Genomic DNA, 18,108 nt, shown 5'->3' with positions numbered 1-18,108 from the left:
AATCCAAAGCCCTCTGACAGAACCTAATCACTTTAAAAAATTATGTTTGGCAAGATTTATGCTTGTGAAAGTTGTCTATTTAGGATATTAAATCAAATTTATTGGGACGTACATACCACCAAAATCCCTTTAATGCGCGGCAAATAAAGTGATTCACCCTTATCCTAAGTCCTTAATTCACTTCAAATCACAGGTAATGACCATAGACATGCTGAATAAATTGTTGAATATTTGCACAGCTCTAAGTACTGAAAAAGATATCTCTTTATTGTTGGAAAAAATTCTTGGCGCGGCAATGGACGTCACAAATGCAGATGCGGCCAGCATTTATCGCGCTAGCGAAAATAAAAATTTAGTATTTGAAATTGTGCACAACAAAAGCAAAGGCATTCATTTAGGTGGAAAAAGTGCGGCCCCAATTAAAGCTGGCCTAATACCGCTTTTTAATTCAGATGGTACGCCCGACCTTTCTCGAGTGGTATGTAATGCCTTTCACCGAATGGAAACAATCAATATTGCTGATGCCTATAATGACTCGATAGAGTTTGACTTATCAGGCACACATGAATTTGATGCGGCCAATCAATACCACTCAAAGTCCTTTTTGACGATCCCCATGAAAAATCATGAGTCTGAAATCATTGGCGTACTGCAATTAATTAATGCCATTGACCGAGAAACTGGAGAAATTACCTCATTTTTAAAATCTGATGAGTTGATTGTTGAAGCCCTCGCCTCACAGGCGGCGGTAGCAATTACCAACCGTATGCTGATCAATCACTTGGAAAATTTATTTGAGTCCTTTATTAGTCTCATCAATAAGGCTATTGATGATAAGTCCCCTCATACTGGAGGCCACTGTAATCGCGTACCAGATCTAACTATGATGTTGGCCGATGCTGTTAATCGCTGCTCTTACGGGCCATTAAGCTCCTTCACTCTTTCAGAAGAAGATCGACATGAGTTAAAGATTGCTGGGCTACTCCATGATTGCGGAAAAATCACTACACCGGTCCACGTGGTTGATAAAGCCACTAAATTAGAAGGCATATTTGATCGCATTGGGCTCATAGAGACACGCGCTGAGATTATTTTTCGAGATATTAAAATTGCGCAATCTAATAATCTCATTTCCAAAAAACTGGCTTCCGATCAGCACCAGCAACTTATTGAAGACTGTAATTTTTTAAATCATTGCAATATTGGCGTCGAGTCAATGCAAGATGCAGATATTGAACGGGTGCATAGCATCTCCGCCAACTATCGATGGGAAGATCTCTCCGGAAAAATACACCCCTTTCTCAGTAATAAAGAGATTGAAAATCTCACTATTCGAGCAGGCACATTAACTCCTAATGAGCGGTTGATTATTAACCACCATATTGAATCAACTATCGCCATGCTCGAGGAACTTCCCTGGCCAAAACATCTTAAAAATGTTCCTGAGTACGCTGGCGGTCATCATGAGCGCATGGATGGCAAAGGCTACCCCAAAGGCTTGAAGCGGACGGAAATGTCGATCCAGGCTCGTTGCATGGGTATTGCCGATATCTTTGAAGCTCTAACCGCAAAAGATCGCCCTTATAAAAAGGGCAAGACCTTAAGCGAGTCTCTAGAAATCCTTGGAAAGATGAAATTAGGTCAACACGTAGACCCAGATCTCTTCGATATTTTTATCTGGGAAAAAGTCTACGAAGAGTACGCCCATAAATTTTTAGATGAGAGCCAAATTGATATCGTGGATCTTAATAAGATTCCGGGATACAACCCACCGCCAGCGGACTACCAGTTTAGTAAAGGCGTGTAGCGCTAATACGGCGGATTTCGGTTACTGCTAGTTGAGAAATATCTCTGAGTTTCTCGTACTTGTCTTTTTGCAGATCAATCAGTGACTCAACCTGAGCATATGAAGATGCGACAAAGCGTTCACCGTTTTCTTGGCTTTTTCGGAGCACGCCAAATTCAACGCGGCTTCGCTCATCAGCACTTAACTTGCTAATCAAATCTTTAGTTGCCCAGATACTGCCGTGTCTTGCAAAGTCACTCAAACGAGAGGCTTGATTGATTGTATTACCGAGTACGGCAAATTCAATATGGTTAGCCGACTGGAAGCTACCAAGCCACTCTTGCCCTTCATGCAAACCAATATTGAGCTCTAACTCTGTAAACCAATTTTTCTTAAGCTGCCATTCAGCACTAATTTTTCTCATGGCCAGGCGCAATTCATCTGCACACGCAACGGCGTTAAAGAGGTAATTGCTTTCAGCCTGAGGGAAGAAGTAATACACCACCCCATCCCCCACATGCTTGCCATGCGTGCCCGTATATTTGCGCAGGATAGGTCCCATCGTTGCCCAAATTTGATTAATTAAGGCAAAGTATTCATCTGGCGGAAGCTCAGAGCAGATGCGAACAGAATTTTGTAAGTCAGCTACCAGCACAGCCAATGGCGTCATCACTGGCAGGCGCTTGCTGAGCAAGGATTGAATCACTTGATCACGACGTGCAAGGAAATTCAATAAATCATCGCCACGCTCTTCGCCTGGTGAGTGCACCACCAAAATACCTTCGCGGAAATACACGGCATAAACGCGGTAGCAAACAAACTTACCTTTGGAATCTTTTTGGAAAAACTCCACTTCATTCACTGCTTGTTCTTTTTCACTGTCACCGAATGCAAGCGAGTCTAAAAGCGGCATCAACTCTGCATCACTCTGAGCAACCAACTTGGCTAAAGACTCATAGCTGATTCGTGAGCTGGCTAACTGTAAGAGTAGGCCCACTAAAGCACGCTGATTTTCAAGGCCAAGGCAAACCTCAGGTCTCGACAATAGATTGAGTAAGTTACGCTCGGTACTTTTAGCCGGTGGCGTCACAAAGCCAAATACCTCTTTACGCGCAGTCTCATTAAACCAAGTGAGCTCAAAGTTGTAATTGAGCATATAGGCTGGATGCGTGAGGGTATCAAGCGATAGCGATAAATTACCTAAAGCCTCTGACATGCCATGGCCTGAACGGGTATTAGCCGTTCTTGCATTTGTCGAACCACCCACTGGGCGCATCGCAGGACGTGCGCTCACGGTTTCGAGTTGCAACTCGTGAACTTCCAGCAAAGCGTCGGTTTGCGCTAAACGTTCGGCTACCTGGGCCATCGATAGGCCTTGGGTTTTTAATATCTGCACTGCCTGCACTCTTTCAAGAGCGTCATCTGGAAAGAAGCCCAAAACTCTAGCCCCACCCTCATCTGCATCAGCAGACAAAGACTGTACAACCGGCTTAGGCAAAATCCCAAGCTGGATGTAGTTATTGAGGGTTGCACGCGATATACCGGTCTGGTCTATCAGTGCCTTGCTAGAAATCATGTGTATATCTGTCCAAAAAGTGATGGCTGGGGGATCATTTATACAGACATCTATGCGGCATAGACAACACTTATGTGTATAAAAGTAGAAAACAACTAGACAGTTAGTTGTCTAAATCCAACATTTTAATATAAATTAGACTGCTATATGTATAAATAGACAGTTAAAGGAGGATATTTTTGAATTCTTCTGCACTGAGGGGCTTATTGAAAAGGTAGCCCTGAGCAAAGTTGCAGCCCATATCCCGCAGTAAGCCTGCTTGGACTTCGGTTTCAACCCCTTCGGCAATGGAATGTAAGCCCAATCCCTTAGCCATAGACACCATGGCAGAAACTAAGGAGGCATCCATACTATTCGGAAGAAGTGTCCGAATGAAGTGCGCATCAATCTTGAGGTAATCAAAATTAAAGTTCTTTAGGGAGGCTAGGGAAGAATAGCCAGTACCAAAGTCATCTACGCTGAACTTGCACCCTGCCTCTTGAAGCATGGCAATCTTTCTCAAGACGCGCTGCGACTGGATGAGCATCATACGTTCTGTAATCTCCAACACAATTAACTCAGGTGAAACATCGCCCTCACGTATCCAATCAATCCAGTTCATAGCAGAATGCTGATTTGAATTAAATTGTGATGCGGAAACATTTAAAGCAATCGTCACTTGATTATCCCGACCTAGTGACTTTAGGAAATAAATCACCTCTTGAACTACCCAATCGCCTATTTCAACAATCAACCCCGATTCTTCTGCAATTTCGATGAATGCACCTGGCATCACGATTTCGCCGCTTGCACGTTGCCACCTTAATAAAGCCTCAGCATGTGTAATCACGCCCGTCTCTAAATGCACAATCGGTTGGTAATGCAATAAAAATTGCTTTTTCTCCAAGGCTGTTCGGAGCTCAGCAATGATGCCGGCACGATAGCTGGCTTCAATCTGCAGGGATTGCGTGAAATACTGGTAGCCATTGCGGCCATTGGATTTTGCGGCATACATTGCCTGGTCAGCACCCAAGAGGAGCGCCTTGCCATCGCTACCATCGTTCGGAAACATCGAGATACCAAAGCTTGCCGTTACATACACTATTTGATCTTGAATCAAAAATGGCTCAGCAAGTTTCTTCAATATCTCGCGGATGATGATGTCAGCATTTTCTGGTCTATCCAACTCTCCTAACAAGACCACAAACTCGTCCCCACCAATGCGCGCTACCGTGTCAGTCTCACGGATCTCGCCTCGCAAACGCGCTGAAACAGACCTGAGAAGCTCATCACCAAAATCATGGCCACGACTATCGTTCACATCTTTGAAGTTATCTAAATCGATATAAATGACCGCAAGACTCTTCTGGGAACGAGTAGCTTGTTTGATGAGCTGCTCCAAACGATCCAACATCAGACGGCGATTTGGCAAACCTGTTAATGGATCAAAGTTTGCTTGTTGGCTGATCAGTTCTCGCGCTTTGCGATAGTCCGTCACTTCTGAAATCAAGATAACCCGTTGCAGCGCAAAACCGCCTTCATCAAAAGTAGAGTAGATCGAGACAAAGCGCAGTTCCTCGTCGCCGTCTTTCACGTCAATCCAGGCCTGCCCTTCCCAGCGACCCATGGCCGCTAATGAGGTAAAAATATCCGAGTACGAACGTGCGCCGTGGCGCTTCACTAGGAAATCAGAAAAAGAGCGTCCTACCAAGTCGGCGTTCTGGTAACCAGTGAGCTTTTGGAAAGCTTCATTTACTAACAGGATATTATTTTTGGCATCACTTATCACCACGGCTTCGCCCATAGCTTGATATAAGGCGGAGGATATCTTCAGTACATCTTCAGAGCGTCTTTGCTCTGTTACATCGTTACCGTGAATCACCATGCGGTCAGAAGTAAAAAAACAACTCCAGGCAATGAGACGCTGAGAACCATCCTTACATGTAGTAATAGTCTCCATATCTCGAAAAGCAGTATTTGTTACGCGAGCTTCCTCGGCCCGGCGATTCCACTCCGTCTCAACCTCGCTGCGGTAAACCGGATCGGGGTAAGCAAATGTCCACCACGCACCTGACTCAGAAAAATCTTCAGTGACATAGCCCAATGATTTAGTAAAGAATGGATTGACATAATCTGTTTTTTGATTTTTTAAGTCATATGTCGCCATCAATATCGGCACAGAAGAGACAATTGCTTTGAAATGAATCGCAGACTCAACGGCAAGCCAGGATACCTTCTTAAGATCTGCAGCTTGAATCTTAAAATTCTTAACAGCCAAGCTGATTGAAACACCAACGCCGCAGAGTATGCCTAGATATACCCAAATAACCTGGTGACCTGGTTTAGTCATTAAGTCATGGCCAATATATCCGCCGCCATAGATGGCACCCAAAATTGATTGGATCATGACCAATGCAAAGGCTAGTAACGCGCCATGTCGACCAAAATAAAATCCGAATAACGCAATGAGGAATATTAAGAAAAAACCTCGCCCTGTTAAATCAACGAACTCTTTAAACCATGCAAAGAATATCGCTTGGCCAAGAATGAACAATGCAAATAGAGCCACAGCAAAGAAGTATTTTTTTTGCTTTGGCCACGAAAACATCCCCGGCTGATGCAGCACCAGAAGAATGGGTGTTACAAAAGCCATCCCAAAGAAATCGCCTGTAAACCATTTCTTGTAAACTTCTGTCAAAGCCTCGGACGACATGAGGCCGCCCAAGATCAGAAATTGAATGTTTAGAGCAGTGCTAATTGCAGCGGCTAATAAACTAACTAGGAGCAAACTCCCGTAGTCACGCAGCCCTTCAAAACGCACGTTAAACCTACAGTAGCGCTTAAGCAGGACGTCAGCTAAGACAAAACTCATAACGGAACCACTCGCTAACTGCATCGCCATCAGTAAGTTGTGCCCGCCGCCCATTTCACCCAATGTGGCGCCTATAAATACAAAGGGCCAGTAACGCAAACCAAATACCAGCAGTGCTCCAAGACCGATTCCCGCGGGCAACCAAATAGGACTCTCACCCACCACGCCGGAAAAATAATTCAATAAAAAAGTGGATACAAGGGCGTAGGAGATGGACCAAAGGGTGACCCTAATCACCATCTTTTTACTAAAACGCTGGGAGGAAGTTGCTATCGAAAGGAGGCTCAAGAATTAGACTAAAGTTATCGTAAATATGAGTTAGACAATATAAGGGCAATAGCCTTGATTGTCCTTAATATTGCCTAAAAAAATCAAAATTTAAGCCGTAAATAGCATTTATGGACTAGTAATGCATATCTTCAATCCAACACACTCCAAGATACCTGAAATACCAGAGCAACTTCCTGTAAATATAAGACTGATTTCAACATCACCGTTGCTATCATGGTAAATGGATGCTGAATTAAGAATTCGAAGAATTACCCGCCTGACAATCATTACCGGCTTTGCTCTGGCGATCATTTTTATCATCAGCGCCGCGATATCCGCTTACATCCTGCGCGAAAATTCTATTAAAGATAGGTCTGAGCAACTTTCAAACCTTGCTTTAACCCTCTCTGAGCATGCTGCTCAAACCATGTTTTCTGCAAATACTGCCCTACAAAGTCTGGTTGATGGTGTCTCAGGCGCAAGCATTCAAAGCGAGAAGGCCTACCGAGATTTCGCCAGCAAAAAAGATCGCTTTCTTTCGCTGCAAGAAAAAACAAATTCCAACTCGATCATTGATGTAGCTACTTATATTGATAAAGACGGCAAAGTCATTAACTTTTCAAGATCCTATCCACCCCCTACGATTAACTTGGCAGAGCGCGACTACTTTCAATACCTCAGTACCCACAATACATCTGAAACTTTTTATAGCAATCCTGTTCACAATAAAGGGAATGAAAAATGGGTATTTTATTTAGCCAAGCATTAACAGCAGCACTGGTGAATTCTTGGGTGTTGCTCTGATTGGTGTTTCAGCCGAAGTCTTCTCCAAATTTTATGAGCGCGTTGGCGTTAGTTTGGGCGAAGGTTCCTCGCTTGTGCTATTTAGAAATGATCGAACACTTTTAACCCGTTGGCCATTTGTCGACGAACGGATTGGTAAGAAAGTTTCTAGTGAACCATTAGAAAATGCTATCAACAACCCTCAAGTGAGCGATGCGGTTGTCATAACTGATGCCCCAACTTCATTGCGTGATAATGAGCGCGTCGTACGAATGATCGCCTTTAGATTGGTTCCAGAGTACCCTTTGGTAGTTGGTGCAATTGCAACGAAGGAACTCTACCTGTCAAGCTGGCGTCAGAGCGTCTACGGGATTCTATACACAACTCTTTTAAGCCTACTCTTCATTGCAATTGGCACCAGACTACTCATCAAGTCTTATCATAAGAATATTCAAAATGAGCACCTTGCAAATCATGATCTGCTCACCAATCTACCCAATCGCCTACTCTTTGCAGATCGGCTACACCAAACACTAGGTGCAGCAAAACGTCATCATTCTAAATTTGCCCTAGTATTTATCGATTTGGACAATCTAAAAACCATCAATAATCAGTATGGTCACTCAGCCGGCGATGATATGCTGGTTGAGGCCTCTAAGCGTATGCAAAATTGTGTGCGCGGTTCTGATACCGTAGCGCGCATTGGGGGTGATGAGTTTGTCCTCCTGCTTCCCAATATCGATAACGAGGAAAGCGCCTTTAGCACCTCAGAAAAAGTTCGGGCCACATTGGCTGAGCCCTATATGGTGAATGGTCAAGCTATTGCTGGCGGTGCAAGCCTGGGAATTGCCATCTATCCCGAGCATGGAGAAGATGAGAATATCTTAACGAAAAATGCCGATAAGGCCATGTATTACGCGAAGTTCCACGGCAGAAATCGGGTGCAGGTATTTAAAGAAGATCTTTAAATCTTCGCTCACTAAGCAAACTCAGCAGCTACCTTTAAGAAATTTTGCTCCTCCAGCAAAAGGGCTTCTACCACCCATGGGTCGAAGTGGATATTTTTCTTAGCGACAATTTCTGCGACAGCCTCTTGATGAGTCCATTGACGTTTATAGGGTCTAGTGCTGACCAGTGCATCATAAACATCTGCTACTGCCATGATCCTGGCCTCAGCGGGAATTTCCTCACCCACTAAACCCCTTGGGTATCCAGAACCATCCCAACGCTCATGATGCCCGCCGGCAACTTTAATAGCGATCGTAATCAAATCTCCATCTGCCATATCACCAAATTCTGCGGCCGACAGAATCGACTCACCAATCAAAGTATGGGCCTCGATGGATTTGCGCTCATCATCACTTAAAGCCCCAGCCTTTCTTAAGACGGCATCAGGAATACCCATCTTCCCAATATCATGCAATGGCGCCACTTTAGAAAGTGTCTCGATCTTGCTGCCTGCAAGCACCTCTTGGAACTGGTCCATTTCCTGAAGACGATAAGCTAAAAGCGTGAGGTATTTTTGAGTTCGTATTACATGACCACCGGTCTCATAATCTTTTGCCAGGGCAAGTGAATTGAGTAAAGCTAGCATTTGGTTTTCACGCTCAGAGATTTTTGTGGCGGCATAATCAAGCTCATCCAATAATGCTTCGCGCTCTATTGCATCTTCTCGAATGATCCGCTCATCTTCCTTTACTAGAAATTCTGATTCAATCAACGAATCTAGATTTCGAGCCATTGGCTTATAAATAGCCGCTATCACCACTGGAAGAGCGATGGCTACCAGCAACACGCTATCTATTACCGCCTCAACAATCGGAGTAAAAGGTCCGAATCGATCCAGCAAAAACATAATCACGACTTCACCCACGCAGATTGCGGTGATCAGAGCTACAACAGCAACTTTAATTGAATGACGTCTGGCAGACACTCTTTGCCTTAGAAAGTGGATAGTTTAAAGGTGACTTCCTAAACTTAATCACATTGATCCTAAAAAATCAAGTTGTGACTCGCTCACTCTACTCTTTAATGATGAAGAGTAATTGAGATAGATCACACGCGGATTGAGTCTTGACAAAATAATTACTACCGCGATCAAACGATTCTAAGACAAAGAAAAAGACCTCAAATGAGGTCTTTTATTGATCTGCGGTGGGGCGAACGACGGGGCTCGAACCCGCGACAACCAGAATCACAATCTGGGACTCTACCAACTGAGCTACGTCCGCCATCGTAGATCCAAGATTATAGCTTTTACGCTCAAAACCTGTCAAAAACACGGTAACTCAGCACTATATTAGGCGCCCTCAAACTCAAAAGTAGCCCAGTCTCCAAGGGTTAGAGAAGCGTCTAGGAAAAAGTCAGCTATCGCTGCTTTGCTCTGAACTTTAGCTAAGGCATGATGATCTGAGAGGCGTTGACGCCAGTAGCGAGATCCTGCTCTACCGTGAGCGAGGCCCAGGATATGGCGAGTAAACGCGCCGATATAGAAAGGCTTCCCCTTTTCTCGACACTCATCAAACCAGGACTGCACCTGCTTGACCAATCCAATCTGAATGCGATGCCACTCGGTTTCGCTAAAGAGATAGCCTGCAGCCTCACCATCGGTATCAATCAAATCATCCCAGCCCAAGAGCATTACTGGGAAATGATAAGCAGCCCTACCAATCATAAAACCATCAAAATCATTCCAATGGCCTGCAATTTGTTCATTTGTCTCTAGTCCGCCATTGAGCAAAACATGTAGATGCGGAAATTGTTTTTGCGCATCGACTCGTAGCTTGGCGGCAACCTCATAACGCAGGGGTGGCTTGCTACGATTCTCTTTTGGGGATAGGCCTTTTAGTACAGCATTGCGCGCATGAATGGTCACTTGACTGGCGCCTGCATCAGCAACCGCAAGGATGAAGTTCAATGCAAATTGATAATCTCGTTCTGAATTGGCCGCATCCATTGAATCCAAACCCAGACGATGCTTTACTGAAATCGGAATATCTACAGCTGACTTCATGGCCTTGACACAATCAGCCACCAAATTTGGCTCAGCCATCAAGCAAGCACCAAAGGCACCGCGCTGCACTCGCTCTGAAGGGCAACCACAATTGAGATCTATCTCGTCATAGCCCCACTGTTGTGCAAGCTCAGCAGCCTTAGCCAAATCAGAAGGCTCGCTACCACCCAATTGCAATACCACTGGGTGTTGATCTTGTGAGTAATCCAAATGACGTGGCACATCCCCATGAATCAGTGCGCCCGTAGTGACCATTTCGGTATAAAGCACCGCCTGCTTACTAAGGGTGCGGTGAAAAGAGCGGCAATGACGATCTGTCCACTCCATCATAGGCGCTACGGCTAATCTCTTAAGGCTTTGTTTTTGCATCTTATTGATTTAATTAAAATTAATTTCGCTTTTACTAGCTGTTACTAGTTACAACTAGTTCTAAATCCCCAAACATTGCTCCCTTTTTTGCCCCTAATTCGTTTAGAATGGTAAATGGAAAAACAAGAAGATTTTATTATTGAGTTAAAAGGCATCAAGGGAACAACCTATAAGGTTCGCATTAGACAGAAATGCCCTTTTACCGGCGAGACCATCAAAGTCTCCAAATCTTTTAAGACACGCAAGCAAGCGGAAACATATAAAAAGATAACGCTTGCTCAGATTTTACAGGGAACTATCAACCAGAACATCCATGGTGAAAGATCCCTGTCCGACTTAATAGATGAATACATTGGTGCAGTTGGTGACAATTTTGGACGATCTAAGATTGGGGCCTATAAGCTGATCAAAAGAAGTAATCTCGCCAAAAAGAGAATTGATAGCCTTTCTACCCAAGACTTAATAAAGCATGGCAGAGAAAGGCAGCTGCCGAAAACTCAAACACTCAAAGACGGAACAATCAAAGAATCACCAGGCGCTGGCGGGAGTACATTGAATGCTGAATTTAGTTACATCGGAACGGTCTTAAAGTGGGCAAAAGCTGAGAAATACTCCGTCAATGAGAATCTCATTACAGAGTCTAGAAGAGCTTTGGAAATGAACCATCTCATTCACGATGGCATTGAAAGATCCAGAAGACCATCGCAAGAGGAGCTTGATCAGCTCATTAACTATTTCGAAGTCATCAGACCTGAGCGCGACATTCCACTCGGAGTATTAGCGCGATTTGCAGTAGGTACCGGTTTGCGACTTGGCGAAATTGTGCGCCTAGAATGGAAAGAGCTCAATGAAGTTAATAAAACCATCTGGATTAGGGATCGAAAAGATCCGAGGCAAAAAAAGGGTAAAGATAGTGAGATCGCACTGATCTGGCAAACCGGATACGACACCTACGATATTCTCATGGCGCAAAAAGGAAAACACCCTCAGCTAGTTTTCCCATACTCGGCAGATACCATCTCAAGCGTATTTCCAAGAGCAGTAAAACGACTTGGAATTGAGAACCTCCACTTTCACGATTTACGTCATGAGTTTTGCTCTCGGATGGTGGAGTTCGGTTGGACGATACCGAAGATCCAAGTTAATAGCGGGCATAAAGATTTACGCTCAATGCAGCGCTATATGAATATGGTTTCCAAGAACCTACATGAAGAAAAACCCAGTGGCTGGGTTGCCCTTACTTAAAAAGCATTTAGATTTTTTAAAATTAGCGTATCAGATTTTTGTGATTGACAGCCCGCTTGCTATCGAATAGCTAACTCAACGCGCTTGCCTGTTCTGGCCAACATATCCACAAGTGAATCTATCGTGAACTTAACGGTCTTTTTATGAACTACGTCCGAAACTCTTGGGCGGGTAATGCCAAGAATAATGGCGGCATCATGTTGTTTGAGTTTCTTTTCATCAATCCATGAAGATAACTCAGCCATCAATGACTCTTTGATGGCCAACTTTTCGGAGATAATTCGTTTCGATTTGGCCTGCAAGGCTGCAGCCTCTTTGGGAGAGAATCCAAGATCGGCAAAGACGTTTTCACCAACAGCAGTAATATGCGTTGATTTTGTATTTTGTGTCATTTTTTTATCCTTTCCTTAATCACTGCCTTGTATCTACTAGTGGCAATTTCTTTGTCCTGCTTACTGGTTACGCGTGACTTCTTTTTAAAGCAATGCAGAACGTATACCGACTCTACAAATTTAGCTACGTACATCACCCTAAACCAACCATCATCTAAATTGATACGAATTTCTTTGGTGCCTGCACCAACTTCCTCAAAAGGTTTCCAGTCATCAGGGTCCAATCCCATTTGAACTAGATTCAATTGGTGACCAGCTTCCCTCCTGGCATCTGCCGAAAAAATACCATCATCTTTAATATCTTTAAAGGATGACCCCCGCCAGTCAATTGGTTTTTCTGCCATTCAATCTAATTGTATCAAATTTTATACATCTTTATCGATAAAGCAACCCAGCTACCCTGAAGCTGCAGCCACTAAATATTTATCTAGATTTCAGGCTATTCCTTATTCTCGATATCCCCAGGGCTAAGAGCAAATCCAAACTTATCCAGCTTCACTCTAGAAGGCCCGTCTGGTAGCTTTACTGCCTCATCGTCCTTAACAATTAATTCACTAAACGGTGGGAATGGCTTTGGATTATGTAGCTCCTTATACGATTCCCAGGAAGTACTTAAGGCTTGAAGCTTCTTGCGTAGTATTAACTGCTTATTTTTTGGAACTATCGAGAGCATCTGCGTCAACTCTTCCTGATACCCGGAAAAATCAAGCATTCGGGCCTTTTGTAAAAAAGGCAGGTCACGCACTCCAGACTGCCAGCCACTGATGACGACTTTAGACGTGCCAATTACACGACTTAAACCCGCATCTGTTTCGCCAACACAGGGCTGAGTTTTAATAATTTCAGCTAGTTTAGTCCAATTTATTTCCATAGTGATTTCCCTAAAACATTGTTTTAATTGATAAATAAAAATTTAATAAAAATATGTCTTGACATTTTATAAATTAAATGTTAACTTATAGTTAATAAATCACAAGTACTAAGTACCTTTATTATAAATGATTTATATAAAATAAGCTAGTTTATTAGCAATAAAAACTAGTCATCTTCGGGAAATAAAATTGAATTATTCGGGTCAAAAAATGCAACAAAACAGAAGTGAACATATCAGCGTAATCAATATTATGCTGCAGTATTTTGGTAACCGCCTGGTTATCACCAAACGAGAGGTCGCTGCATATCTCGGCTACAGCGAACACACATTACAGAAAATTATAGAAAAAAAAGATACACCACTGACTGAGATTTTCTATAAGGTGGGTAAGCCTTGGGTATGCGACCTTAGAGATCTAGCTGAGTTCATCGAAGCAAACAAACATAAGCACTTGGATTCAAGCCCGCTCAATACGAATGGAATAGCCCGCGTTTCAAAACGAAACTACTCTTCACCAGCATTAGTCCAATAGTTCGCATAAGACTCAATGCGAAATACTCAACTTCACGAGGCGCTGGTAGAAACAATCAGTCAATTTAAACCGCATCTCACACATGCCGTCACATTGACGTTTAAAACACAGGCCTACGTAAAGCCTCGAAGCTTCGAAAGATACTATCCAGCTAAAGGTAGGTTGACCTATCTAAATGAAGAAATTGCAATAAGCACTCTGAATTATTTTTATCAGCTACTTACATCTTTGCTGTTTGGCAGAGACAGTAAACGCACGTCTACAAAAGCATTTTCAGTCCCACTAATGATTTCGAGCTTAGAGGGCTTGCATAACGGCAAGCACCTCCATGCACACCTTGCAATTGGCAACTTGCCACCCAATGTTGATATTTACTCTGCAGTAGCACGAGCTTGGGAAGGTTGCGATTTTGGAGATCGCGACATTGTTGTCAAGCCACTAAGCGATAGCCGTGGTTGGATTACGTACATAACAAAAGAAGCAGAAGTTGGTAACTTAGATGCCTTGAGCCTTCAAGACATCAAACAACCGCAAATCTACTTAAGTGCATTGGCGTAGAAAACAGCTGGTAGTTAAGTAGATTTGGACAATTTAGCATGAATCAAACATTAGTTTTAATTTAATGTCTTAGTCCATAACTACGTCCAGTCCATAACTACGTCCACAATATTTCCTATCCATACACTTTCACGGTAAGCCATACCAAATTGAGCGCCCTCCTCCATGCCGTACCAATAACCCTTTTTTAACGAGACTACTAAACGTTGTTTTTAGAGTGTTCGGGCTTGCACCGAATTCACGGACCATATCACGCGTAGTTACGCGTCCATGATCGCGAACGTAATCAAGAGCCTTAACGGCCAATTCCGGCAATAACGCCAGCGATCCTTTTTCACGCTCAACTTTAGCAGCCAGCCGCCTCTTCTGTTGCTGAAGTGCTCGCATGAAGAACAATAACCATGGCTGCCAGTTTGGCGTTTCGCTATGCAGAGATTGCTGAGTCTGACGTAGAGCTAAATAGTAGTTATCTTTACTCTGCTCGATAACGCTTTCAAGCGAGCTATAAGGAACATAAATATAGCCGGCTTGTAAAAGCAATAACGTCGTCAAAATACGACTGAGTCGTCCGTTACCATCTTGAAAAGGATGGATTTCTAAGAATGTGACTATGAAAACAGCTACGATCAGTAGTGGGTGTAATCGCCCCAACTCTCGCGCATCTTTGAGCCATTCAACTAACTCAGTCATCCGACGCGGAGTATCAAACGGAGTTGCTGTTTCAAAAACTACGCCAACCATCTTTCCATCAGCATCAAAGGCAACCACATTATTCGGTAACTTCTTATATTCACCTCTGTGTCGCTCATCCTTTTGGCTATAACGCAAAAGATCGCGATGCAGTTGCTTTAAATGATTCTCGGTAATCGGGATGTCATCAAAGGAATGGAAAATAGTTTCCATTGTCTCGGCGTAACCAGCAACCTCTTGCTCGTCACGACTATCAAACTTCTTAATCTCTATTTTTGAAAGTAGTTTCTCAACCTCGCGGTCAGTCAACTTGCTACCTTCGATGCGGGTTGATGAACCGATACTTTCTATGGTTGCCACATGTCGCAATGCATTGAGGCGCTCTGGCGCCAAAGTTCCCAATGCACGCCAAGCGCCTTTAAACTCATCGACTTCGCTCAACAGATTGAGCAAGTCAGGCGTGATAACAATGGTTTCAGTATTCATAGGCTCGATTATAAACCCGATTAGACCGGAATGTCAACCGGAATAGACCTGAATAGGCACGTCTTATGATCTTGCATCAACCCAAATACATACCGGATTAAACCGAAATAGCTTAGGCAGCAGCCTCAAGCTGTTTTTGCTCCAATAGGTTGAGGAGTTTTAACAATGGGCTACTGAGATGCTTCGCTCCAATTTCCCACTTTCAAATTGAAGATAAGCACGTATTCAAGATGGATGTGAGGACAATCATTTTTCCTTTCCCAGCTCTTATAGTTTTTTATTCCACTGGAATGCAGGCGAGTCACATCGAAGCCGAGCACAACGAATTTCACCCCTGAAAATCTTGCCCTGGACTTCACTAGGTTTTTCTTAACGAACATAGAGCGCACGGAATCCTTCGACAAGCCATCATCCAGATTAATTGGTCGGAGCCCTCACCCTGAATAATGCGCAATACAGTGACCCGTTAAAGGAGCGTAGTAGAGCGCGCAACGTTGATGGGGAGAAATGAGCGACCGCGCCAGAACAATTGCTTTCACCTGACTGCATTCGCTTTAGCGGATAGCAGGCATGGGGAAGACCCTTGCGGTCTTAGCAATTCGTGATGTCGGTGGAACCGCTTGCCGGAATGGACGTGGTGTCGTTTTTCACGAGTAATCGACGAGTAAAGAAAAGCGGTTATTCCTTATTTAGAGGGAAAAGGATGAGAGGTTTTACAGATATCGACAATGAAGAAGCCAGTCTTGCTGGCGACTATCAGTGACGTGTACACGGAGCGCAGCTCAGACTTATCCAAATCAAGAAGGAAGTTGTGGATTCTGACTTTAGACTTTTTACGGAATCGCTTTCATCGGGGTGTAAATCTGAAGGGCCTGAACGTAGGAACGAAGAGAAGACAACGCCTGGATTTATTCAAGGTTGAAACTGGTGACGTGGTTTTGACTTTGCTTGGGCATTCGCCCCAAACGAAGGGTGTCGTAAAAAGGCAAACCGCGTAAGGACTCTTGCTTTCACCTGGCTGCATTCGCTTCAGCGGATAGCAGACATGGGGAAGACCTTTACGGTCTCAGCAAGTTAGTCCGTCGGTGGAAGCGCTTGCCGCAGCGAACATCGTGAGCGGGAGGTAACGGATTGCCGCCTTGAGACAACCAGACTGTCGGAACGACATAATCCGTGTACACGTATTTAGGTACTAAGGACATTTTTCACCGTAGTTGTGAAAAGGTCGTAGTGCGTCACTGAGAAAAGAGGCGGGTAAATATTGTGGGAACCGATTTCTCGATCGGAACTTGTCGAACGTAAGGGAGACAGTGTGAAGGAGGGGAATACGTGTGCACGTATTTAGGTTGAGCCTAGTGAATTGCGAAAGATACGAGTTCATGAGGTCTGAGTAATTGCAGTACCGACATCGTTGATGCGAAATTCATGACCCGGATGGGGGAATGGATTGAGTGAGCTAACAACGTGTACACGTAAGCGGAGCGTCGACGAATAATGCGAAATGACAATTGAGTGTTGTGAGGATGTCGGGCTTTACCGAAACTTACGACTCCGAGAGAGGAGTGAGTTGAGGGTCTTTGACTTGGCATTGTGATTTGTTTGAGAAGCACCCTTCCCGGCTTGTATGGGACGTCCTTCTTTATAGCGTTATCGACATTGAACGAGCAGTTTCATCGCGACTATCAATGACGTGTACATATGTACGTAACTCCGTGTACACGATTAATGATGTATGCGCTGTATCCATACGTTAATAGTGGAAAGGAAGACTCAAAGCGTTATTGAGGAATCCCTTTAACGACCAAAACGGGGTGCTTTTGTGACCGAGAGTTGGTAGGCAAATGCAAACTATTAGAGGTACGAAAATTAGTGAAATAGAGCCAAACCCCTGTAAACAGGAACTCGGGAACCTTTTTCCTCTTTAACTTTGCTTTACGACACAACCAATACTTCTCCTCCATCTTGCTTCGACGACACAACCAAAGAGAAACAAGTCCCGTTTTTACACCTAATGGGTGTTTTTAATGCCTCTTTTGCTTAATAAGTAGGCAGATTAGGGGTTAAAACAGGGTGTTTTTGGCGGAAAGTCGTGTTTTGGTGTTTTTTGGCTCCTATCAACCCCAAAATAATAAAGTCTTATTCCCCGCTGAATAAAGCCTTATTGCAAGAGACTTATATGTTTATTGGCTCACAGATCGAAATGAATAAAGTCTTATTCCACGCTGAATAAAGTCTTATTGCTTCATGGTGCAGAGTGTATTGACATATTCTTAATAAATGAAAGTTTCAGAATTAACATCCCAATGCTAATAAATTTCGAGAAAATCAATGGATTCTGCACCAGACTCAATTGACCCCGCAATGGCACTTCGTGCTTCATCTAAAAATTCATCAATCCAGTGATGCTTTAAAAGTTCCACTAAAAATGGACTCCAGTCGACCAAACAAAAAATATCGCGTGAGGTGGTATCGGCAGCCAGCTGAATTACATCAAATAAGTGTCCGGAGATATTTTTAGTGACATCAAGATCCAAGTATTCACCCCATGTACATTCTTCATCGTATATCCATCGAGTTTGAATTAATGAGCCTCCTTGATGCAGTGCAAGTTTTTTCCGTCTCGACAACGTCAACCAAAGCAATCAATTCGATATATTCGTTATTCATGATTAACATCTCTCAA

Annotated in this window: 15 protein-coding genes and 1 tRNA gene; 6 read left to right on the top strand and 10 right to left on the bottom strand. The window is 43.6% G+C overall.

Annotated features, from left to right (window positions below; all coding sequences use genetic code 11):
* Positions 1–208 precede the first annotated feature (208 nt).
* Positions 209–1,807 (top strand): HD family phosphohydrolase, encoded by a 1,599-nt coding sequence (locus ICN49_RS06560; RefSeq protein ID WP_255535420.1) that lies wholly within the window; start codon positions 209–211, stop codon positions 1,805–1,807.
* On the opposite strand, the gene ICN49_RS06555 is transcribed toward ICN49_RS06560, so the two are convergent.
* The gene (locus ICN49_RS06555; protein ID WP_216166878.1) at positions 1,791–3,362 is read right to left on the bottom strand and encodes an adenylate/guanylate cyclase domain-containing protein; all 1,572 of its coding nucleotides are present in this window, start codon (positions 3,360–3,362) and stop codon (positions 1,791–1,793) included. The two genes, ICN49_RS06560 and ICN49_RS06555, sit on opposite strands and share 17 nt — an antisense overlap.
* 163 nt (positions 3,363–3,525) lie before the next feature.
* Positions 3,526–6,453: a bifunctional diguanylate cyclase/phosphodiesterase gene (locus ICN49_RS06550; protein ID WP_255535419.1), complete on the bottom strand. Its 2,928-nt coding sequence runs from the start codon at positions 6,451–6,453 to the stop codon at positions 3,526–3,528.
* Between the two features lie 271 nt (positions 6,454–6,724).
* Between ICN49_RS06550 and ICN49_RS06545 the strand changes: the two genes are divergently transcribed.
* Complete coding sequence (locus ICN49_RS06545) at positions 6,725–7,252, top strand: PDC sensor domain-containing protein (RefSeq protein WP_216166876.1); 528 nt, start codon at positions 6,725–6,727, stop codon at positions 7,250–7,252.
* 19 nt (positions 7,253–7,271) lie between these two features.
* Positions 7,272–8,234, top strand: coding sequence for a diguanylate cyclase domain-containing protein (locus ICN49_RS06540; protein WP_216166875.1), 963 nt, complete (start codon positions 7,272–7,274; stop codon positions 8,232–8,234).
* An 11-nt stretch (positions 8,235–8,245) separates the two neighbouring features.
* Here ICN49_RS06540 and ICN49_RS11720 read toward each other — a convergent pair whose 3' ends face one another.
* From ICN49_RS11720 to dusA, 3 genes are all read right to left on the bottom strand, one after another.
* Positions 8,246–9,199, bottom strand: coding sequence for an HD-GYP domain-containing protein (locus tag ICN49_RS11720; protein ID WP_216166874.1), 954 nt, complete (start codon positions 9,197–9,199; stop codon positions 8,246–8,248).
* Positions 9,200–9,421: 222 nt separating this feature from the next.
* Positions 9,422–9,497 (bottom strand) — tRNA-His (locus ICN49_RS06530).
* A gap of 68 nt (positions 9,498–9,565) precedes the next feature.
* The gene (dusA, locus tag ICN49_RS06525; RefSeq protein WP_216166873.1) at positions 9,566–10,648 is read right to left on the bottom strand and encodes a tRNA dihydrouridine(20/20a) synthase DusA; all 1,083 of its coding nucleotides are present in this window, start codon (positions 10,646–10,648) and stop codon (positions 9,566–9,568) included.
* Positions 10,649–10,762: 114 nt separating this feature from the next.
* Here dusA and ICN49_RS06520 point away from each other — a divergent pair, with 114 nt between their 5' ends.
* Positions 10,763–11,893 (top strand): site-specific integrase, encoded by a 1,131-nt coding sequence (locus ICN49_RS06520; RefSeq protein ID WP_216166872.1) that lies wholly within the window; start codon positions 10,763–10,765, stop codon positions 11,891–11,893.
* A 59-nt stretch (positions 11,894–11,952) separates the two neighbouring features.
* Here the strand turns inward: ICN49_RS06520 and ICN49_RS06515 are convergent, their stop codons facing one another.
* The 3 genes from ICN49_RS06515 to ICN49_RS06505 form a co-directional block, all read right to left on the bottom strand.
* Positions 11,953–12,285, bottom strand: a complete 333-nt coding sequence (locus ICN49_RS06515; RefSeq protein WP_216166871.1) for a helix-turn-helix domain-containing protein — start codon at positions 12,283–12,285, stop codon at positions 11,953–11,955.
* Positions 12,282–12,629 carry a type II toxin-antitoxin system RelE/ParE family toxin gene (locus ICN49_RS06510; protein ID WP_216166870.1) on the bottom strand — a complete coding sequence of 116 codons (348 nt, stop codon included), beginning with the start codon at positions 12,627–12,629 and terminating at the stop codon, positions 12,282–12,284. The genes ICN49_RS06515 and ICN49_RS06510 overlap by 4 nt, the downstream gene beginning before the upstream one ends.
* A 95-nt stretch (positions 12,630–12,724) precedes the next feature.
* Positions 12,725–13,156: a hypothetical protein gene (locus tag ICN49_RS06505; RefSeq protein WP_216166869.1), complete on the bottom strand. Its 432-nt coding sequence runs from the start codon at positions 13,154–13,156 to the stop codon at positions 12,725–12,727.
* A gap of 211 nt (positions 13,157–13,367) precedes the next feature.
* Here ICN49_RS06505 and ICN49_RS06500 point away from each other — a divergent pair, with 211 nt between their 5' ends.
* Positions 13,368–13,691, top strand: a complete 324-nt coding sequence (locus ICN49_RS06500; RefSeq protein WP_216166868.1) for a helix-turn-helix domain-containing protein — start codon at positions 13,368–13,370, stop codon at positions 13,689–13,691.
* A gap of 285 nt (positions 13,692–13,976) precedes the next feature.
* Positions 13,977–14,249, top strand: a complete 273-nt coding sequence (locus ICN49_RS06495) for a hypothetical protein (protein WP_216166867.1) — start codon at positions 13,977–13,979, stop codon at positions 14,247–14,249.
* Between the two features lie 129 nt (positions 14,250–14,378).
* On the opposite strand, the gene ICN49_RS06490 is transcribed toward ICN49_RS06495, so the two are convergent.
* A complete protein-coding gene (locus tag ICN49_RS06490) occupies positions 14,379–15,425 on the bottom strand; it encodes a Fic family protein (RefSeq protein WP_216166866.1) in 1,047 nt (348 codons plus the stop codon).
* A 2,306-nt stretch (positions 15,426–17,731) separates the two neighbouring features.
* Complete coding sequence (locus ICN49_RS06485) at positions 17,732–18,067, bottom strand: hypothetical protein (RefSeq protein WP_216166865.1); 336 nt, start codon at positions 18,065–18,067, stop codon at positions 17,732–17,734.
* Between the last annotated feature and the right edge of the window lie 41 nt (positions 18,068–18,108).

This window comes from Polynucleobacter finlandensis, assembly GCF_018881755.1.
Taxonomy (GTDB): domain Bacteria; phylum Pseudomonadota; class Gammaproteobacteria; order Burkholderiales; family Burkholderiaceae; genus Polynucleobacter; species Polynucleobacter finlandensis.
This window is presented reverse-complemented; position numbering and strand designations above follow the sequence as displayed.

Excerpts from the sequence above, each read along its gene's own strand:
- ICN49_RS06510 (WP_216166870.1), bottom strand. The coding sequence starts at position 12,629 with ATGGCAGAAAAACCAATTGACTGGCGGGGGTCATCCTTTAAAGATATT.
- ICN49_RS06505 (WP_216166869.1), bottom strand. The coding sequence starts at position 13,156 with ATGGAAATAAATTGGACTAAACTAGCTGAAATTATTAAAACTCAGCCC.
- ICN49_RS06560 (WP_255535420.1), top strand. The coding sequence starts at position 209 with ATGCTGAATAAATTGTTGAATATTTGCACAGCTCTAAGTACTGAAAAA.
- ICN49_RS06550 (WP_255535419.1), bottom strand. The coding sequence starts at position 6,453 with ATGGTGATTAGGGTCACCCTTTGGTCCATCTCCTACGCCCTTGTATCC.
- ICN49_RS06500 (WP_216166868.1), top strand. The coding sequence starts at position 13,368 with ATGCAACAAAACAGAAGTGAACATATCAGCGTAATCAATATTATGCTG.
- ICN49_RS06545 (WP_216166876.1), top strand. The coding sequence starts at position 6,725 with ATGGATGCTGAATTAAGAATTCGAAGAATTACCCGCCTGACAATCATT.
- ICN49_RS06515 (WP_216166871.1), bottom strand. The coding sequence starts at position 12,285 with ATGACACAAAATACAAAATCAACGCATATTACTGCTGTTGGTGAAAAC.
- dusA (WP_216166873.1), bottom strand. The coding sequence starts at position 10,648 with ATGCAAAAACAAAGCCTTAAGAGATTAGCCGTAGCGCCTATGATGGAG.
- ICN49_RS06520 (WP_216166872.1), top strand. The coding sequence starts at position 10,763 with ATGGAAAAACAAGAAGATTTTATTATTGAGTTAAAAGGCATCAAGGGA.
- ICN49_RS06495 (WP_216166867.1), top strand. The coding sequence starts at position 13,977 with ATGATTTCGAGCTTAGAGGGCTTGCATAACGGCAAGCACCTCCATGCA.
- ICN49_RS06555 (WP_216166878.1), bottom strand. The coding sequence starts at position 3,362 with ATGATTTCTAGCAAGGCACTGATAGACCAGACCGGTATATCGCGTGCA.
- ICN49_RS06490 (WP_216166866.1), bottom strand. The coding sequence starts at position 15,425 with ATGAATACTGAAACCATTGTTATCACGCCTGACTTGCTCAATCTGTTG.